The following is a 17,027-nucleotide window of genomic DNA, read 5'->3' on the forward strand; positions in this document are numbered from 1 at the left end:
AGGTGCAGGCGCTGTGGGCTGCGCCGCTAACTGGTGCAGCGCGTGCTGCGCTCGACGATGCACATCGGTGTGCCTGCCACGGGTTCGCGCATGATCTGCACTTGCACATCGAACACCTGGCAGACCAGCTCGGCCGTCAGCACATCGCCCGGTGCGCCGCAGGTCACCAGACGCCCGGCCTGCATGACCGCCAGATGGTCTGCGTAGCGGCAGGCCTGATTGATGTCATGCAGCACGGTAATCACCGTCTTGCCTTCGGCGCTGAGTTCACGCATTAGGTCCAGCAGTTCGACCTGATGGCTGATGTCCAGATAGGTGGTCGGCTCGTCGAGCAGGACGATGGCCGCGTCCTGCGCAAGGATCATCGCCAGCCAGGCGCGTTGTCGTTGCCCGCCGGACAGATCGGACAGCGGGCGCTCGGCCAGTGTGTCCAGCTCCATGCGCTGCAAGGCTTGATCGACACTGTGCTGATCGGCGCCACTCAGACGTCCCCACAGGCTGTTGTGCGGACTGCGGCCGTACGCCACCAGCTGGCGTACGCTGACGCCTTCCGGAATCGGCAGTACTTGCGGCAGAAAAGCCACCTTGCGCGCCAGCTCGTTGGCCGACAGCTTGCCGTAGGCGGTGCCATCCAGGCTGAGACTGCCCGCTTGCGGGGTGAGAATTCGGGCGAAGGCCTTGAGCAGAGTGGATTTGCCGCAACCATTGGGGCCGATCAGCGCAGTGACCTGCGCAGGCGGCGGGCTGAACGACAGGTCTTGCACGATGCGCGTCGCGCCGTAGCCGATGTCGAGTTGCTGCGCCTTCAGAATAGTCATGGGATCAACCTTTGAATCGGGCCAGCAGCCAGAGGAAATACGGAGCGCCGATCACCGCCGTGAGAATCCCGGCCGGAACTTCGCTGGGGGCGATCAGCGTGCGGCCTAGCGTATCGGCCAGCACCAGCAATAACGCACCCAGCACCATCGAGGCGGGCAGCAGGTACTGATGATGACCGCCGACCAGACGGCGGGCCATGTGTGGTGCGACCAGGCCGACGAAGCTCACCGGGCCGATAATGCCCACCCCCAGGCTGGTCAACAGCACGGCACTGCCCATCGCCAGCCAGCGCGTACGCGTGAGGCCGGTGCCCAGGCTCTGCGCGGCCTCATCGCCAAGGCCGATCAGGTTCAGCGGTTTGGCCAGCAGCAGGCTGAGCGGGATCAGCAGCAGAAGCGGCAAAGCCAGCAAAACGTGGTGCCAGTTGCGGCTCCACAAACTGCCGGTCAGCGCCAGCAGGGCGGTGTTGATATCCAGCGGGTTGGACAGGATCAGGAACTCGGTGATGCTCGACAACGTCACTGCAATCGCGACCCCGGACAACGCGAAACGCACGCCGGAAAACTGCACGCCGGTGTTGTACAACGCCAGCAGCAGCGCTCCCGCCGCACCGCCCAGACACGCCACAAACGGCAGCGCCGACACCGGTAACTGCGGCAGGCCGATAATCGCGATGGTCAGCGCCAGCCCGGCGCCCTGAGTGACGCCGAGGATTTCCGGCGAGGCCAGCGGGTTGCGAATCACGCCTTGCACGATGGCGCCAGCCAGGCCGAACGCGCAGCCGGTCATGATCGCGATCAGGCCGCGTGGCAGGCGGTGATTCCAGACTTCGAAGTCCTTGCTGTCGTGGGCGATCAGGTGATCGAGTACGGCACCGGGTGTCAGCCACACGGTGCCAGCGCTGAGGCCCAGCAGCAGGGCGAGTGCCAGCAACGCCACCAACAGCAACAGCCTTGCGCGCGGGTGGTTCATAGCGCACGCCTCGCCAGAAACAGAAAGAACGGCGCGCCGATCAATGCCGTCACCACCCCGGCCGGTGTTTCCACCGGGAAGGCCACGGCGCGGCTGATCAGGTCCGAGGCCAGCACGATGGCCGCGCCCAGGCCGGCGCTGATCGGAATCAGCCAGCGGTAGTCATTGCCCAGCCATTGGCGAGCGATGTTCGGCGCGATCAGGCCGACAAAGCCGATCGGCCCGACTGCGCAGACACTGGCACCGACCAGCAGCAGGCTGACCACGAATACCAGCAGGCGCAACGCGCCGATACGCACGCCCAGCGAACGCGCGGCGTCTTCGCCGAGGTTGATCAGGTTAAGGCGTGGCGCACAGGCCACCGCCAGCACCACGCCTATCAGCGTGCACGGCCAGAGCAATTGCAATTGTGCGGCACCGACATTGGCCAGCGACCCAGCCAGCCAGTTGAGGACACTTTGCGCCTGCGCCTCGACGAGAATTACCGTGAGGCGGGTCAATGCGGCGCACAGGGCGGCTACCGCGACACCTGCCAGCACCAGTCGGCCTTGAGCCGTGGCGGGTGACCAGGCACCGCCAAGACTGAATACGGTGATCCACGCCAGCGCACCGCCAAGGCAGGTCATCAGCAGTGCGCCACCGGGGAAGGGCAGGGCGACCAGACCGGTGGAAAACAGCGCGAGCCCCAATGCGGCGCCTGCGGTAACGCCAAACAATGAAGGAGACGCCAGACGGTTGCGGGTGATGCCCTGCATCAACGCGCCGGCCACGCCCAGGCAGGCACCGACCAATGCCGCGCACAAGGCACGTGGCACGCGCAGTTGCGCGACGATGTAAGCGATATTGCCGCCCTCGCGGCCCTGTGTGATCAGTCCGTTCCAGGCATCCACCTGGCGAATGCTGAACGACGACAGGGCAAACAGCGACACCCAGAACAATCCCAGGCAGGCCGCGATGATCACGCCCGCCATCAGCCAGCGGCGCATTTACGGGTTCAGCACGGCCTTGCCGCCCTTGAGCACGGCAAGCGCATCGTCGGCGATCTGCTCGGAGGCCATGATCCCGCGATTGCGCGCCCAGCTGTCGCCATCCACTTCGGCCACCTGCTTGTTACGCACCGCGCCCAGCACCTGCCACAGCGGCTGCTTGCTCCAGCTGTCGACGATGCTCGGACGGCGGTAATGACCGACCAGCAACCAGCCCGGGTCCAGGGCCAGCAGTTGCTCCAGGCTGACGAATTCGGTTGGCGCGGCGTTTTTGCGTACTTCCGGGACCTTCAGACCAATCGCCTGCAACACGCTGCCGGCGTAAGAGTGTGGGCCATGCACAGAGAAGCTGTCTTCGCGGGCGACGCCGAACAGCACGTTGCTGTTGGCCGGAATCTGCTCGGCGACGGTCTTCAGGTGCTGGCGGTTTTCCGCGATGCGCGCCTGCATCTGTGGCCCTTTGCCCAGCGCGACGCCGATCAGCTCGGCAGACTTCAGGCTGCCCTGATAATCCTCACCGCGTGACGGCAGCATCAGCGTCGGCGCCAGGCTGGCCAGGTCGTTGTACAGCGCCTGATGGCGACCGAGGTCAGCGATGATCAGGTCCGGCTTGAGCCGCGCGATCACTTCTATATTGGGTTGCGAACGCAGACCTACAGACTGCCATTCGCCGACGGCCTTGCGCACCTTGGGCAGCACGCGGTTGGCATCGCCATCGTCCGCCGCGCCAACGGGTGTCACGCCGACCGAGGCCAGCCCGTCGAGAAACGAAAACTCCAGCACCACCACGCGCTTGGGGGTATCAGGCAGGTGGACTTTGTGTTGGCCGTCATCGATGTCGATAGGCGCGGCCTGGGCGACGCTCGCGATCAGGGTCAGCAGGCCGCAAGCCAGCAGATGCGGAAGTCGAAAAGCACGCATGGCAAAGGTCCTTTCTAACAAAGCGGAATCATGAAAAACAGGCGCGCCCTGAAGGCCGCGAAGAAAACGGCGGGCACTATGGTTGAAAACGGCGGGCACTATTTCACATCGCGGCGACGGGATCAAAAGTCATTTACGCGTGAGTGCCGTTCTCATTCGGGCTATTTTATGAAACCTTTTGTCACACACGCTACTCTGACAGCCTTCACTGTTGGCCACCTTCACGTACATCCGCGGCGATGTCGCAAGGTTTGGGGAATAAAAATGGGCGCATTGCTCAAGCAAGAAAAGTTTCTGTTGCTGGCAATCATTGCCATGTTCGTCGCTTATCCACTGGAGCATGTGCTGGTAGGCAATGGTCAGGTCGTTGCGCTGGTGTCGGGGCTGGCGCTGGTCGCTTTCATCATCTGCGCCTCGATGCGCGTTGCGCATCACGCCGAGATGCTCGCGGAAAAGGTCGGAGATCCTTACGGCACGATGATCCTCACGCTCTCGGCGGTAACGGTCGAAGTGGTGATCCTGGCGATCATGATGAGCAACGAGCCGTCGCCGACGCTGGTGCGCGATACGATTTATTCGGCGGTGATGCTCGACATCAACGGCATCCTCGGTCTTGCGGCGCTGATGGGCGGTATCAAGCACGGCGAGCAGTCGTACAACGACGATTCGGCGCGCACCTACAGCGTGATGATCCTCACCGCGATGGGTGTGTCGATGGTCGTACCCGAGTTCATTCCCAAGGGTGACTGGAAGATCTATTCGGCGTTTACCATTGGCGCGATGATCCTCCTCTACACCCTGTTCCTGCGCATGCAGGTCGGGCCGCACAGTTACTTTTTCAGCTACAGCTACCCGGAAAAGAAGAAGCGTCAGAGCCAGGGCTCCAATCCGGCTGAAGAGCATGCGGAACCGGTCAATCTGACCCGCTCAATTGCCACGCTGGTTGTCGGCGTGGTGGTGATCGGTGCGCTGGCTGAAGTGATGTCGAAGACGGTTGACCTGGGCCTGGAAGGCACCGGTGCACCGCCGGTGATGACCGCTATCCTGGTAGCCGCCATCTCCGCCGCGCCGGAGATCCTCACAGCCCTGCGTGCTGCGCTGGCCAACCGCATGCAGTCGGTGGTCAACATCGCCCTAGGTGCATCGCTGTCGACCGTGATCCTGACCGTTCCGGTGATGGAAGCCATGGCGCTATACAGCGGCCAGCCTTTCCAGATGGCCATGACCCCGGTGCAGACCGTGATGATCTTCATCACCCTGCTGGTGTCCGCCATCAACCTCAACGACGGCGAAACCAACGCCATCGAAGGCATGACCCACTTCGTGCTGTTCGCGACGTTCATCATGCTGTCGTGTCTGGGGCTGTAGCGCTTATTGCCTATCGCTCATACGCTCTGCGTCGCAAGAGGACGCAGAGCGTCCTGAACGGCATGCTGACGCGGAGCGTCGCACGATAGTCGAGAGTATCGCTCCGCATGCTCAACCCTGAATCAATTCCCGCGCGGCCTGGCGGTGATCGGCAATCAGTTGCTTGATGTCCAGGCCTTCGACCTGGCCGTCGATCACTCGCCATTGCCCTGCAATCATCACCCGGTCGGCACGGTCAGCGCCGCACAGCAGCAGCGCTGACAGCGGATCATGGCTGCCGGAAAAGCGCAGTTCGTCCAGCTTGAACAACGCCAGATCAGCCTGTTTGCCCACCGCCAGTTCGCCGAGATCAGTGCGTCCCAGCAACTGCGCCGAGCCCTTGGTGGCCCAGCCCAGCACCAGATGCGGGGTGATTTTTTCGGCGCCGTAGCGCAGGCGTTGCAGGTAAAGCGCCTGGCGGGTTTCGAGGATCATGTTCGATGCGTCGTTGGACGCCGAGCCATCGACCCCAAGCCCCACCGGCGCGCCAGCAGCGAGCAGATCCAGGGTTGGGCAGATGCCGGAGGCCAGGCGCATGTTCGAGCTCGGGCAGTGGCAGACACCGGTACCTGCTGCGCCAAGACGGGCGATTTCGTCGGGGTTGAAGTGGATGCCATGGGCCAGCCAGGTACGCGGACCCAGCCAGCCGACGCTGTCCAGATAATCCACGGTACGCAGGCCGAAGCGTTGCAGGCAGAAGTCTTCTTCGTCGAGGGTTTCAGCCAGGTGGGTGTGCAGGCGCACGTCGAGTTTTTCGGCCATGGCCGCGCTCTCGGCCATGATCTGCGGCGTGACCGAAAACGGTGAGCAGGGCGCCAGGGCGATCTGGATCTGTGCGCCGTCGCCACGCTGATGGTAGGTCTCGATCAAGCGCTGGCTGTCGGCCAGAATCACCTCGCCCTGCTGCACGGTTTGCTGCGGCGGCAAGCCTCCATCCGCTTCGCCCAGGCTCATCGAACCGCGCGTCAGCATCGCGCGCATGCCCAGCTCCCGGACGCTCTGCACCTGAACATCGATAGCCTGTTCCAGCCTGTCGGGAAACAGATAGTGATGGTCGGCAGCGGTCGTGCACCCGGACAGCAACAACTCGGCCAGCGCCACCTTGCTGGCGACCGCGAGCTTCTCCGGCGTCAGGCGCGCCCATACCGGGTACAGGGTTTTCAGCCACGGGAACAACGGCTGATTGACCACCGGTGCCCAGGCCCGCGTGAGGGTTTGATAGAAGTGATGGTGCGTGTTGATCAACCCCGGCAGCAATACATGCTCACGGGCATCGAACGTTTGATTGCAGGGCTTTGACGGGAGCTGCCCGGCGGCCAGCACTTCAGTGATGACGCCGCCTTCGATCACCAGACCGCCACGGGCGTCCAGGTCATTGGCAGTGAACACGGCAAGGGGATTTTTCAACCAGATACGGATCGCAGGCATGGGCCGGCTCCTCTGAAAGACAGGTTCAGGTTAGCCAGCTCAGTGATGCCCTGTCTGCTGATCCAGGGTTGCCGGGGTCAGGTACGCCCCGGCGAAGGACGGCGATTCTAGTCGAGCGGCCGGTTACCAGGCAATCGTCTTGCCCTGGTAATCGATGAAGTGATGGCCGCCTTTGCCAGCGTAGGCATTGAGCTGTTCGACAAGCCCGGTGGTGCTGGTCATGACGTCGATGGCAGCATTTTCGCCGCCCATGTCGGTCTTGACCCAGCCCGGATGCATCGACAGCACGGTGGGACGGTTTTCGCCCAGCTCGGTGACAAAGGTATTGGTCATCGAATTGAGCGCGGCCTTGCTGGCCTTGTACAGTGCAAGGTTGGCGCCATCCGGGCAAGTGACGCTGCCCAGCCACGAACTCATGAACGCCAGGACGCCCGTGCCGGGACGAAGTTGATCGACGAAGCGCTCGGCCAGACGAATCGGTGCCACCGCGTTGGTCAGGAACAACTGCCCCAGCTCGGCAGCGGTCGACTTCGCAGCGCTCTGGTGTTCCGCACCGGTGATGCCGGCATTGACGAACAGCACGTCGAACACCTCGCCGCGCAGCTTCTGAACCAGCACTTCAAGCGAGGCGGTTTCGTCCAGATCCACCGCTTCGATGCGCACACCCTCGACTGCTTTCAGGTTTTCGGCATTTTGCGGATCACGTACGGTGGCGGTGACGTGCCAGCCCTGTTCGGTCAAGCGCTGCACCAGCCCTAGCCCCAGGCCACGCGAAGCACCGATGATCAGAGCGGTTTTCTTGGTAGTGGTCATGAATGATTCCTTGGCAGATTGAGAGACAGACTCCATGGCAGTGCCAGCAAGGCCTCTCGAAAGTTTCGACCTTGCAGCGTACTCCTGCCCATGACCTGTTGGAATCTTCGCGAGCCGAAAACGTTCAAGGTAGATGCCTGACGCGGAGCATTGGCACGATAGTCGGGATTATCGTTCCGCACGCTCCGGCGTGGGAATGCACTGCGTGACGCTCTGCGTCACAGATCTACGCCGCGCCGCGCATTCAGGATCGGACGCAGAGCGTCGCACGATAATCCATCAGGTATGTGTAAGCCCATCAATGCCCCGCCCGCCATGGCTGGCCCAGCGATACCGGCGCATACAGCCGGGTGCGCAGGGCGTCGCGGGAGAGCAGAACGAGGACGATGATGGTGGCCACATATGGCAGCATCGCCAGCAGGTTGGACGGGATCGCCAGGCCGATGCCCTGCGCGACCAGGTGCAGAATGCTGGCCAGACCGAATAGGTAGGCACCCAGCAGCAGGCGCCACACGCGCCAGCTGGCGAACACCACCAGTGCCAGGGCAATCCAGCCGCGTCCGGCGCTCATGTTTTCTGCCCACATCGGCGTGTAGGCCAGTGACAAATAAGCCCCGGCCAGCCCAGCCATTGCGCCGCCGAACAGCACCGCCAGGGTGCGCACGCGCAACACCGGCAAGCCCATGGCGCTGGCGGCATCTGGGTTTTCACCGACGGCCTGGATGATCAGCCCGACGCGGCTTTTCAGCAGCGCCCAGGCGACCAGCGCGAACAAGGCAAAGGACAGGTAGACCAGCAAGTCCTGGGCAAACAGCATGCGGCCGATCAGCGGAATGTCGCTGAGCAGCGGGATGGCGACCGGTTCGAAACCGCTCAACGGTTTGCCGACCCAGGCGGCCCCGACGAAGCTGGAAAGGCCGACGCCGAAGATGGTCAGCGCCAGCCCGGTCGCGACCTGATTGGCGTTGAACACCAGCGCCACCAGGGCAAACAATGCCGACAGCAGCATGCCTGCAAGCATCGCCAGCAGCACGCCCAGCCACAGGTTGCCGGTGTTCAGGGCGACGATGAAACCGATCACTGCGCCAAACAGCATCATGCCTTCCTGACCGAGGTTGATGACGCCGCTTTTTTCACAAATCAGCTCGCCCAGCGCTACCAGCAGCAAGGGTGTTCCGCAACGGACCATGGCGTAGAAAATGTTGCTCAGCAGGTCGATATCCATCATGCGGCTCCTGTGACAGGTGTCATCTGGCGCTTGGCCCAGTGCAGTTTCAGACGTGGGCGGTAGAGAATCAGCACATCACAGGCCAGCAGGAAAAACAGCATCATCCCCTGAAACAACTGCGTGATTGCCAACGGCAGGTTCAAGGTCATTTGCGCGCTTTCCCCGCCCAGATACAGGAGGGCGATCAACAGGCTGGAGAACAGAATGCCGATGGGGTTGAGGCGGCCGAGAAAGGCCACGGTGATCGCGGCATAGCCATAACCGGGCGAGACCTGCGGCACCAGCTGGCCGATCGGCCCGGTCACTTCCGATACGCCCGCCAGCCCGGCCAGCGCGCCACTGATCAACAGCGCCAGCCAGACCAGGCGTTTTTCGCGGAAGCCGACAAACCCGGCAGCACGCTTGTCCAGGCCCAGCACCTTGATCTGAAAGCCGACGAAACTGCGTTGCAGCAACACCCAGACCGCGACCAGCGCCAACAGGGCGAAATACACGCCGATGTGCGCGCGGCCATCCTCCATCAGCAGCGGCAGACGGCTGGCGTCGCCGAAGGTCGCCGACTCCGGGAAGTTCATGCCGGCAGGGTCCTTGAGCGGCCCGTGGACGAAGTACAGCAGCAAGTTGAGGGCGATGTAGTTGAGCATGATGCTGGTGAGGATTTCATTGGCGTTGAAGTGCGTGCGCAGCCAGGCGGTCACGCCCGCCCAGGCCGCGCCGGCGAGGGTGCCGGCCAGCAGCACCATGACCAGCGCCCAACGACTCTCCATCTCGATGATGTTCACCGCCACGGCACTGCCGGCCAATGCGCCGAGCAGCAACTGGCCTTCCGCACCGATGTTCCAGATACGCGCCTGATAGGCGACCGCCAGACCCAGCGCGCAGAGCAGAATCGGCAGAGTCTTGACCATCAATTCCGACAGGCCGTACCAGTCACTGACCGGTGCGATCAGCAAGGTGTGCAGCGTCACCCAGGGGTTCAGCCCCAGGCCGATGAACAGCAGCGAGCCGCAGACCAGGGTCAGCACCGCAGCCAGCAAAGGGGAGCACCACAGCATCGCGCGCGATTGCTGGCCGCGCGGTTCCAGAGAAAGCAGCATGTTTTGCTCCGTTAACCAGGCACGTGGGCCTGGGTTTGAGAATGATCGAACTGTCCGGCCATCCAGCCGCCGATTTGCACGGTGCTGGTCTGTTCAGTGGGGATCAGCTCGGAAAGCTGACCGCCGCTCAGGGCGGCGAGTCGGTCGCTGATCTGGAACAATTCGTCCAGGTCTTCGGAGATCACCAGAATCGCGGCCCCCGCGTCGCGTAAGGCAATCAGCGCCCGATGGATCGCCGCCGCCGCGCCGACATCCACGCCCCAGGTAGGGTGCGCGGCAATCAACAGTTTCGGCTTTTGCAGGATTTCCCGACCAAGAATGAATTTCTGCAGGTTGCCGCCCGACAGACTGCGCGCCGGGGCCTGTGCATCCGGCGTCTTGACTGCAAAGCGCCGAATGATTTCGTCGGCCAGTGCGCGCACCTTGCTGCGCTGGATCAGGCCATTGCTCACCAGCCCTTGCTGGAAGGCGGTAAGCAGCGCGTTGTCGGCGAGACTGAGTTCCGGCACTGCGCCATGTCCCAGACGCTCGGCCGGGACGAATGCCAGGCCACGCTTGCGCCGCGCATCGGGGCGCAGGTTGCCGACCGGGGCATCCTCAAAACGCAGGGTCGCCGCCTGGGCGTGCGGCAAGGTCTGTTCGCCGCTGAGCAGCGCCAGCAATTCATCCTGACCATTACCGGCCACGCCTGCGATACCGACGATTTCGCCGCTGCGTACTTCCAGGCTGAGGTCTTTGAGTGAGCAGCCGAACGGGTCCGGGTTGTGCCAGGACAGCTTGTCGATGCGCAAAAAGGCTGTGCTGCCGCTGACTTTTTCATAGTGCGCGGTCAGCCCTTCGGCATCGCCGACCATCAAGCGCGCCAGTTCCAGATCGGAGCAGTCAGCGGGAATGCAGTGCCCGGAGACCTTGCCGTTGCGCAGCACGGTTGCGCTGTGACACAGCGCGCGCACCTCACCCAGCTTGTGACTGATAAACAGAATGCTGCAGCCTTCCCGGGCCAGATGCCGAAGGGTCACGAACAGCTCCTCGGCTTCCTGGGGCGTCAACACCGACGTCGGTTCGTCGAGGATCAACAGGCGAATGTCCTGCATCAGGCAGCGAATGATCTCGACTTTCTGCCGCTCGCCAATCGACAGGCTGTGCACCAGTCGTTGGGGTTCCAGCGCCATGCCGTAGCGTTGTGAGACCTCGCGGATGCGCGGCTCCAGTTGTTTGGGCGTGCCTGCTGCTGCGCCCATCGCCAGCGCGATGTTTTGCGCGACGCTGAGGGTTTCGAACAGCGAAAAATGCTGGAACACCATGCCGATGCCCAGGCTTCTGGCCTGTGCCGGATTGCGCATGGTCTGCGCCTGGCCTTGCCAGATGATCGTCCCGGCGTCGGGCTGCGTCACGCCGTAGATGATCTTCATCAGCGTGCTTTTGCCCGCACCGTTTTCACCCAGCAGGGCGTGAATCTCTCCGGGCTGAATCGTCAGGTCGACAGCGTCGTTGGCCAGGCAGCCGGGATACCGTTTGGTGATATGGCGCAGTTGCAGGCGCGCAGGTATCGCGTGGTTTGACATGAAAGGCTCTGAGGCAGAAGTGGGTCGCGTGTGGATAAAGCAAAATCCTGGCCAAGGAGTCAGGATTCGCGTCCGGTGCGCTGAATCAAGGCTGGGCACGGAGTTTTCGGCTTTGTCGCCGGCCTTCTTCCATCGCACGCACGCGTTTCAGCACCAGTTCGGGGCGTGCTGACCGGGCGCGGGCCAATGTGGCCCTTTGATTTGAACAAAAAATGTACAGCGGACGTGGAGGGCGGCGCACTGAACCAATGCGCGACCCTTGCACCTGTTATCCACAGGCTCTTCCACAGATACTGTGCGCAAGCGGGTTGAGTGAGAATAATGCGGCGGCGGTTAACATCCAAAGGCACTAAGAAGCGCTAACAGGCTGTTTTTGCGCTCTTTATGGATCCACGAACGGCAATTGCTCAAAAAACGATCATTCGCCTGAAACGCAAGCCCGGCAAGGCTCGTGGTGGAGTGTGCTCAGCTTATCCACAGCCGGATGCACAGTAGATGTGGGCAATTGTTACATGTGCCGCAGAGGCTCCGGCTATTGCTCCGGCGCTGCGTGCAGAAGGATTCTGCCGCGACTCAGATCGGCCAGTTGGCGCTGCAGGGTATCGGTGTGTTCGGGGCCGATGGCGATGGACATCTGCACACCGTTGGCCATGAAGTTTTCGTTTTCCACCAGCCCGTTCAATTCGCCGAGACGCAGCTTGACCAGCGCCAGCTCACTGAAGCTGCATTCAAGGTGGAACGAGGCACGCTGGATCAGCGGCAGACGCTCGGCCTGCTGCAGACATTTGTTGGCACCGCCACCATAGGCGCGGGCCAGGCCGCCGGTTCCCAGTTGAATGCCGCCGTACCAGCGGATCACCAGCACCACGACCTGATCGAACGCCTGCGCTTCGATGGCGGCCAGAATCGGCCTGCCTGCGGTGCCGCCCGGTTCGCCGTCATCGTTGCTGCGGTACTGGCCGCCGAGCTTCCAGGCCCAGCAATTGTGGGTGGCGTTGAGGTCACTGTGCTGCTCGATGAACGCCTGTGCGTCGGCCGGGCTGGCGATGGGGGCGGCGAGGGTGATGAAGCGGCTCTTGCGGATTTCTTCACGAAACTCGCAAGGGCCGACCAGGGTAAAAGGCATGCGTGTGTCCAGCTGACGTCAAGGCGACGATTCTACAAGGCTGGCGGCGTGAGCCCACAACCTTTGAGGATGATCCGAATGAGATTGTTGCTGGCCTGATCCATGTCCTGGCGCGTCAGTCGGGAGCGACCGGTGACGCGACAGATCTGCGAGGCGAAGTCAGCATAGTGCTGGGTGCTGCCCCATAGCAGGAAGATCAGGTGCACCGGGTCGACGGGGTCCATCTTGCCGGCGTCGATCCAGGCTTGAAAGACCGCGGCCCGGCCCTGAAACCACAGGCGGTAATCCTGACTGAAATACTCACTCATGCATTCGCCGCCGCTGATGATCTCCATGGCGAAGATCCGCGAGGCCTGTGGCTGGCGGCGCGAGAACTCCATCTTGGCGCGAATGTAGCGGGCCAGCGCCTCTGCGGGATCGTCTTCGACGCTGAGGTGGTTGAAGGTGCTGTCCCACAAATCGATGATGTTGCTCAGCACCGCGACATACAGGCCGAGTTTATTGGTGAAGTAGTAATGCAGATTGGCCTTTGGCAGCCCGGCCTTGATCGCGATGGTGTTCATGCTGGTGCCCTTGAAACCGTGGCGGGCGAATTCATCTTCGGCTGCCTGGATGATCGCTTCTTCGTTCTTCTGACGAATACGGCTTGCAGGCTTGGTGACGTGAGCGCTGTGTGCGGGGACTTCAAGGGTCATGGGCAATTCCGGACAGGTCGTAGGGCGCGACGGATGAACAGATAGCGCACCGGCGAGCATCTCGCAAGCGTCGGTGCGGGCGCGGCATGCAAAGTTATCGTGGTTGCTCCACAGGTTCGGGTTCCGTTACGGCGTCGGTCGTAGCGGCGGTGACTTTGCCTTCCGGAATCAGCAGGCACATGACAATGGCCGTGATGCCGCCGCTGGTGATCGCCGAATCGAACAGGTTCTGCACCAGTTTCGGCAATTGGTGCAGCAGCGCAGGCTGCGCCGCAATGCCCAGACCGACACCCAAGGACGTCGCAATGATCAGCATGCTGCGTCGGTCCAGCGGCGACTGGGCCAGAATGCGCACCCCGGCGGCGGCGACGCTGCCGAACATGACCAGCGTTGCGCCGCCGAGCACCGGCTTGGGGATCTGCTGGACGATGGCGCCGATGTGCGGAAACAGCCCGAGTACGAACAGCACCGCGCTGATGTACAGCCCGACGTAGCGACTGGCAACGCCGGTCAACTGGATCACGCCGTTGTTTTGCGCAAAGGTGGTATTGGGAAATGCGCTGAAGGTCGCGGCGATCATGCAGCTCACGCCATCGCCGAGCACGCCGCCCTTGAGGCGTGCCAGGTAGCTCGGGCCGCTGATGGGCTGGCGCGCGAGCATGCAATTGGCGGTCAGGTCGCCGACTGTTTCGATGCTGCTGATCAGATAAATCAGCGCGACTGGCAGGAAAGCGCTCCAGTCGAAATTGAAGCCGAAGCGGAAGGGCACCGGTACGCTGATCAACGGCAGGTCGTGAAGGGCTTGCGGCACCAGCTTGCCGCTGAACCAGGCGGCCAGACTGCCGACCGCCAGGCCGATGATGATGGCTGACAAACGTACCCAGGGCGTATTCGAGCGATTGAGCACAATGATCACGGCCAGAACGAACGCGCCCAGCGCCAGGTTCACCGGGGCGCCGAAGTCCGGCGCATTGAAACCGCCGCCCAGGTCTGTCACGCCCACCTTGATCAGGCTCACACCAATCAACGTGATGACAATACCGGTCACCAGCGGCGTGATGACCCTTCGCAGCTGGCTAATGCAGCGACTCAGCGCGATCTGCACCAGCGCACCGAAAAAGCACACGCCGAAGATCATCGCCATGATGTCCTCCGGGCTGCCGCCGCGCTGTTTGACCAGAAAGCCTGCGGACAACACGGCGCCCAGGAACGCGAAGCTGGTGCCTTGCAGACAGATCATGCCCGCGCCGATGCCGAACGGGCGGCGCGCCTGGATGAACGTACCGGTGCCCGAGACCATCAAGGCCATGCTGATCAGGTACGGCATGTATGGGGTCAGGCCGAGGGTCGAGCCGATGATCAGGGGCGGGGTGATGATCCCGACGAAGCTGGCGAGAACGTGCTGGAACGCTGCCAAAATGGCCGTCCAGGGTTTGGGGCGATCGTTCAGGCCGTAGATCAGGTCATCGTTGTCGAGTGTTTCAGGCTGCATGGCAAGTTCTCGGACGGGGAAATGCCATGTGCTGGCGTGTCGTTGTCCGGGACTACTGCAAAAAACTGTCCAGTTGCTCAGGTTATTTTTATTTGAGTCCAGTTATTTCAATAAATATCAGCCTGATAGCGCTTTCAACGCGCTCTGCAGCGTCGGCGAACCGGCCAGGTGCCGGGCATAAATGTGTCATCGGGTAGCGGCAAGTGTTTCCAGAAAGCTCTCCAGCACCAAATGAGGGCGTCGGCCTTTGCGGGTAACGGTCACCAGATTGAGGTCGTAAAACTTCGAATCCGGTTTCAATGCGCGCAGCCTGCCTTCCTGCACCCAGGTGTTGGCGTAATGATCGGGCAAGTAGCCTATGTAGCGGCCGGTCAGAATCAGGAAGGCGATGCCCTCCCGGTCCGACGCGCTGGCCGTGCAGGTCAGCGCCTGATAGTGGTCCTGAACATCGTTGGGCAGGCGAAAGGTCGGAGCGATGGCTTCCTGTTGTGCGAGGCGTGCGTCATCCAGCGTCGCATTGTCGACGTAAAACAGGGGATGCCCGACCGCGCAATAGAGCAGCGAACGCTCGCTGTACAACGAATGATACTCAAGCCCCGGCAAGGCGCTGGCCTGTGGCACGACACCGACATGCAGACCGCCGTCGAGTACACCGCGCTCGACTTCGGCGGGGGCGATCATGCGGATGTTGATGTGCACGCCCGGCCCGCGCTCTTTCAGCCGGGCCAGGGCATGGGTGATGCGCATATGGGGGAGGGTGACCAGATTGTCGGTCAGGCCGATGTTCAGCTCGCCGCGCAGGTTCTGGTGCAGGCCGTTGACCTCTGTCCTGAAACTTTCCAGCGCGCTGAGCAGTTGCAACGACGACTGATAAACCTCGCGCCCTTCGTCGGTCAGTGAAAAACCGGCGCGGCCTCGCTGGCACAGGCGCAGGCCGAGGCGTTGTTCCAGATCACTCATCTGCTGGCTTATCGCTGATCGGCCAATGCCGAGCACGCTTTCAGCCGCAGAAAAGCCACCCGCCTCGACAACGCTTTTGAATAGGCGCAGCAAGCGGATATCAAAATCACTGACCTGCGACACGGGATCGGAGCGACGGATATTCATTGTTTAGTGATTACCAAACCAAAGATCGTAAAAGTCGGGTTTTATGAACTTTAGCCGCGTGGCACCTTGGCTGCAATGACCGATCGTTTAGCGCCTGCGAGGCCTGCTCCCATGAATATGTTCGAAGTGTCCGATGTGCCTGTCACCCGTCAGTTGAAGCTCGATGCTCACTGGATGCCCTACACCGCGAACCGAAATTTCCAGCGCGACCCGCGCATGGTCGTGGCCGCGCATGGCAGCTATCTGACAGACGACAAGGGACGCAAGATCTACGATGCACTCTCAGGTCTATGGACATGCGGTGCCGGGCACACGCGCAAGGAAATTCAGGAAGCCGTGTCCCGGCAACTGGGTGTGCTGGATTACTCGCCGGGCTTTCAGTTCGGGCACCCCCTGTCGTTCCAGCTGGCAGAACAGATTACCGACCTGACGCCGGGCAATCTCAACCATGTCTTCTATACCAACTCGGGTTCCGAGTGCGCGGATACGGCGGTGAAGATGGTGCGCGCCTACTGGCGGCTGAAAGGCCAGGCGACCAAGACCAAGATGATCGGCCGGGCACGCGGCTATCACGGCGTGAATGTGGCGGGCACCAGCCTGGGCGGAGTGAATGGCAACCGCAAGATGTTCGGCCAGTTGATGGACGTCGACCACTTGCCGCACACCCTGCTGGCCAGCAATGCGTATTCGAAGGGCATGCCCGAGGCGGGCGGTATCGCGCTGGCTGACGAGATGCTCAAGCTGATCGAGTTGCATGATGCGTCGAACATCGCTGCAGTGATCGTCGAACCCATGTCGGGCTCGGCCGGTGTGATCGTTCCGCCGCAAGGCTATCTCAAGCGCCTGCGGGAGATTTGTGATCAGCACAATATCCTGCTGATCTTCGATGAAGTCATCACCGGTTTCGGCCGTACGGGCTCGATGTTTGGCGCGGACAGTTTCGGTGTCACGCCTGACCTGATGTGCATTGCCAAGCAGATCACCAATGGTGCTATCCCCATGGGCGCGGTAATCGCCAGCAGCGAGATCTATCACACGTTCATGAACCAGCCGACGCCGGAGTACGCTGTCGAATTCCCTCACGGCTACACCTATTCCGCTCACCCTGTAGCGTGTGCGGCCGGGCTGGCGGCGCTTGAACTGCTGCAACGGGAGAATCTGGTGCAGCAGGCCGCAGCCGTCGCGCCGCATTTTGAACGTGCGCTGCACGGTATCAAGGGCGCGAAAAACGTGGTCGATATCCGCAATTACGGTCTGGCAGGTGCCATCCAGCTCGCCCCGCGTGACGGCGATGCCATCGTGCGGCCCTTCGAGGCGGGCATGAAACTGTGGAAAGCCGGTTTCTATGTGCGCTTTGGCGGTGACACCCTG

15 protein-coding genes (1 of these 15 cut by a window edge) are annotated in these 17,027 nt (G+C 62.1%); 2 read left to right on the forward strand and 13 right to left on the reverse strand.

All coding sequences use genetic code 11. The annotated features are described in order from the left end of the window. Positions 1-26: 26 nt before the first annotated feature. The 4 genes from fecE to AC54XV_RS03415 are packed head-to-tail and all read right to left on the reverse strand — an operon-like array spanning position 27 to position 3,698. The gene (gene fecE, locus AC54XV_RS03400; RefSeq protein ID WP_096127004.1) at positions 27-818 is read right to left on the reverse strand and encodes a Fe(3+) dicitrate ABC transporter ATP-binding protein FecE; all 792 of its coding nucleotides are present in this window, start codon (positions 816-818) and stop codon (positions 27-29) included. Between the two features lie 4 nt (positions 819-822). Beyond that, positions 823-1,791: an iron chelate uptake ABC transporter family permease subunit gene (locus AC54XV_RS03405; protein WP_496717874.1), complete on the reverse strand. Its 969-nt coding sequence runs from the start codon at positions 1,789-1,791 to the stop codon at positions 823-825. Further along, positions 1,788-2,777, reverse strand: a complete 990-nt coding sequence (fecC, locus tag AC54XV_RS03410) for an iron-dicitrate ABC transporter permease FecC (RefSeq protein WP_003393413.1) — start codon at positions 2,775-2,777, stop codon at positions 1,788-1,790. The genes AC54XV_RS03405 and fecC overlap by 4 nt, the downstream gene beginning before the upstream one ends. Beyond that, positions 2,778-3,698 (reverse strand): Fe(3+) dicitrate ABC transporter substrate-binding protein FecB, encoded by a 921-nt coding sequence (locus tag AC54XV_RS03415; RefSeq protein ID WP_011266552.1) that lies wholly within the window; start codon positions 3,696-3,698, stop codon positions 2,778-2,780. A gap of 264 nt (positions 3,699-3,962) precedes the next feature. On the opposite strand from AC54XV_RS03415, the gene AC54XV_RS03420 reads away from it, so the two are divergent. Continuing rightward, positions 3,963-5,066: a calcium:cation antiporter gene (locus AC54XV_RS03420; RefSeq protein ID WP_004408004.1), complete on the forward strand. Its 1,104-nt coding sequence runs from the start codon at positions 3,963-3,965 to the stop codon at positions 5,064-5,066. A gap of 111 nt (positions 5,067-5,177) precedes the next feature. Here the strand turns inward: AC54XV_RS03420 and AC54XV_RS03425 are convergent, their stop codons facing one another. From AC54XV_RS03425 to AC54XV_RS03465, 9 genes are all read right to left on the reverse strand, one after another. Then, positions 5,178-6,533, reverse strand: coding sequence for an 8-oxoguanine deaminase (locus AC54XV_RS03425; RefSeq protein WP_496717876.1), 1,356 nt, complete (start codon positions 6,531-6,533; stop codon positions 5,178-5,180). Positions 6,534-6,656: 123 nt separating this feature from the next. Then, positions 6,657-7,346 (reverse strand): SDR family oxidoreductase, encoded by a 690-nt coding sequence (locus AC54XV_RS03430; RefSeq protein ID WP_004408007.1) that lies wholly within the window; start codon positions 7,344-7,346, stop codon positions 6,657-6,659. Positions 7,347-7,644: 298 nt separating this feature from the next. After that, positions 7,645-8,571: an ABC transporter permease gene (locus tag AC54XV_RS03435; RefSeq protein ID WP_003414641.1), complete on the reverse strand. Its 927-nt coding sequence runs from the start codon at positions 8,569-8,571 to the stop codon at positions 7,645-7,647. After that, positions 8,571-9,671 carry an ABC transporter permease gene (locus AC54XV_RS03440; protein WP_011266556.1) on the reverse strand — a complete coding sequence of 367 codons (1,101 nt, stop codon included), beginning with the start codon at positions 9,669-9,671 and terminating at the stop codon, positions 8,571-8,573. Before AC54XV_RS03440 ends, AC54XV_RS03435 begins: the two co-directional genes overlap by 1 nt. Before the next feature lie 11 nt (positions 9,672-9,682). Further along, the gene (locus AC54XV_RS03445) at positions 9,683-11,236 is read right to left on the reverse strand and encodes an ABC transporter ATP-binding protein (RefSeq protein WP_024659758.1); all 1,554 of its coding nucleotides are present in this window, start codon (positions 11,234-11,236) and stop codon (positions 9,683-9,685) included. Between the two features lie 532 nt (positions 11,237-11,768). Further along, on the reverse strand, positions 11,769-12,362 hold the full coding sequence (locus tag AC54XV_RS03450) for an IMPACT family protein (RefSeq protein ID WP_058399231.1): 594 nt from the start codon (positions 12,360-12,362) through the stop codon (positions 11,769-11,771). A 32-nt stretch (positions 12,363-12,394) separates the two neighbouring features. Further along, on the reverse strand, positions 12,395-13,057 hold the full coding sequence (locus tag AC54XV_RS03455; protein WP_003318629.1) for a TetR/AcrR family transcriptional regulator: 663 nt from the start codon (positions 13,055-13,057) through the stop codon (positions 12,395-12,397). Positions 13,058-13,151: 94 nt separating this feature from the next. Then, positions 13,152-14,549 carry a uracil-xanthine permease family protein gene (locus AC54XV_RS03460; RefSeq protein ID WP_496717880.1) on the reverse strand — a complete coding sequence of 466 codons (1,398 nt, stop codon included), beginning with the start codon at positions 14,547-14,549 and terminating at the stop codon, positions 13,152-13,154. 186 nt (positions 14,550-14,735) lie between these two features. Further along, a complete protein-coding gene (locus AC54XV_RS03465; protein ID WP_011266560.1) occupies positions 14,736-15,656 on the reverse strand; it encodes a LysR family transcriptional regulator in 921 nt (306 codons plus the stop codon). A gap of 111 nt (positions 15,657-15,767) precedes the next feature. Here AC54XV_RS03465 and aptA point away from each other — a divergent pair, with 111 nt between their 5' ends. After that, positions 15,768-17,027, forward strand: the 5' portion of a protein-coding gene (gene aptA, locus AC54XV_RS03470; protein ID WP_011266561.1) for an omega-aminotransferase AptA. Its footprint extends 87 nt past the window's final position; the window shows 1,260 of its 1,347 coding nt (coding positions 1-1,260); the start codon lies at positions 15,768-15,770; the stop codon falls past the right edge of the window.

This window comes from Pseudomonas fragariae (ex Marin et al. 2024) (assembly GCF_059621105.1).